This is a genomic window from Synergistaceae bacterium (assembly GCA_017444345.1).
Lineage (GTDB): Bacteria > Synergistota > Synergistia > Synergistales > Aminobacteriaceae > JAFUXM01.
In genome coordinates, this window is record JAFSWW010000004.1 from 1 (window position 1) to 2,136 (window position 2,136).

Annotated in this window: 1 protein-coding gene; it reads left to right on the forward strand. The window is 38.8% G+C overall.

Annotation, left to right across the window (positions count from 1 at the left end; genetic code table 11):
• The first annotated feature begins 408 nt into the window (after positions 1 to 408).
• Positions 409 to 2,133 (forward strand): SAM-dependent DNA methyltransferase, encoded by a 1,725-nt coding sequence (locus tag IJS99_00145; protein ID MBQ7560229.1) that lies wholly within the window; start codon positions 409 to 411, stop codon positions 2,131 to 2,133.
• The last annotated feature ends 3 nt before the right edge of the window (positions 2,134 to 2,136 follow it).

Below are 2,136 nucleotides of genomic sequence, written 5' to 3' on the forward strand. Positions count from 1 at the left end.
AGAGTCGCGTTTTAATTGGTTAGTCCCACCCGCCCGCCCGTTAATAGTCTGGAGTCGCGTTCATGCAAAATTTTTCGCCATTATGTTATATAATATTCGCGTGCAGTTCTCTTGAAAAATTTATCAGGGGAGCTGCAATTTTTTACTAATACTTTTACCAATACAAAAATATAAAAATTTTCCCGCACTCACAAAGACTCACAAATAAAAATTTTTTCGTAATGACATAATTTTTTCGCGATAAATTTTTTCACTTTATCGCAATAACTCCCGCACATGATAAAATCTTTTCCCGCAATATCTTCATGAAAACAGGTTATAATTGACTCACTTAAAATTTTTAATCTGGAGGCACATTTATTTAATGCAGAATCTAAACACTTACTATAATGGGAATCATAACAAACAATGAGCTCTAATACTAACATAAACGAGAAAGCCGCTCTAATATGGGCTATTGCTGACAAATTAACTGGATATTATAAGCCTCATGAATACGGAGAAGTTATACTCCCTATGACCGTTATTCGCCGGTTTGACTGCGTCTTGGCCGATACAAAAAATGCCGTTCTCGCTGAATATGAGAAAGTCAAAGATAAACCGACAAAAAATTTATTTCTGACTCGTGCAGCAAAAAAAGATTTCTACAACATCAGCAAATTTACATTTCAGACCCTCACTGACGACCCAGACAACATAGAAGCAAATTTCAGAGATTATATTAACAGTTTTTCCGAGAACGTCAGAGAAATTATCGACAAATTCAATTTTGAGTCTCATATTTCAAAAATGGCCGTCAATAATCTTTTATTCAGCGTCATTCAAGAATTTAAGAAATCTAATTTACACCCTGATATAATCGATAATCGCGACATGGGCTACATTTTCGAGGAAATTATAAGGCGCTTCTCTGAGTCTTATAACGAGGACGCAGGACAGCACTACACGCCCCGTGAAGTAATTAGACTCATGGTCAATCTTGTTATGTGTGATGATAACGCGCTGCTCTCAAGAGATAACGTCGTCAGAACAATTTATGACCCTGCTTGCGGTACTGGCGGCATGTTGTCCGTCGCTGAAGAATATTTACACAAATTAAATTCTTCAACGCAAATTATAGCTTTCGGTCAGGAAGTCAACGAGCAGACTTTTGCAATATGTAAAGCCGATATGCTCATAAAAGGTAATAACGCAGATTATATTCAATTAGGCAGTACTTTATCGCAAGACAAATTTCAGAGTCAGACGTTCCATTATATTCTCTCAAATCCTCCGTTCGGGCGTGAATGGAAAAACGAGAAAGGCAGCATCGACAAAGAAGTTAAACAAGGTTTCGCAGGCCGATTCGGTTATGGTCTGCCGGCATCAAGCGACAGTCAATTATTATTCTTGATGACAGCTATAGCAAAAATGAAAAACGTTACTGAAGGCGGCAGCAGAATCGCTATTATTCACAACGGGTCGCCGCTTTTTACTGGTGATGCAGGGAGCGGACCTTCTGAGATTCGCAGACACATTATAGAGAGTGATTTACTTGAAGCTATTATTGCTTTGCCAAACGACATTTTTTATAACACAGGGATTGCCACTTACATTTGGATATTGAGCAGCAAGAAAGCAGGCACTAAACGAGAAGGAAAAATCCAGCTCATTAACGCTAACGGACTCTACGAAAAAAGGCGCAAATCTCTCGGCAATAAACGTAATGACATCCCAGACAGTGCAATAACAGAAATTACAAGATTATACGGAGAGTTCATCACCAGCGATATTAGCAAAATTTTCGATAATGAAGATTTCGGCTACACAAAAATTATTATTGAGCGTCCTTTACTCGATGATAACGGCAGACCAATTTTGAAGAATGGCAGGAAACAACCTGACCCCATGCGCCGAGACTCCGAAAATGTACCGCTGAAAGAGGATATTGACGAATATTTTGCGCGTGAAGTTCTGCCGTTTGCTCCTGATTCGTGGATTGATAGAAATAAATCTAAAGTCGGCTACGAGATTCCATTCACGAGATATTTTTACAAGTATGAAGCTCCAAAGCCTTCACATGAAATTATGTCGGAGATTATGGAACTTGATAGAGAACTTGCCGGCGGTCTTGAGGAGTTGTTCAAGTCATGAGAG

What these genes read in the sequence shown, in the direction of transcription:
- IJS99_00145 (MBQ7560229.1), top strand. Translation starts at nt 409, where the DNA reads ATGAGCTCTAATACTAACATAAACGAGAAAGCCGCTCTAATATGGGCT.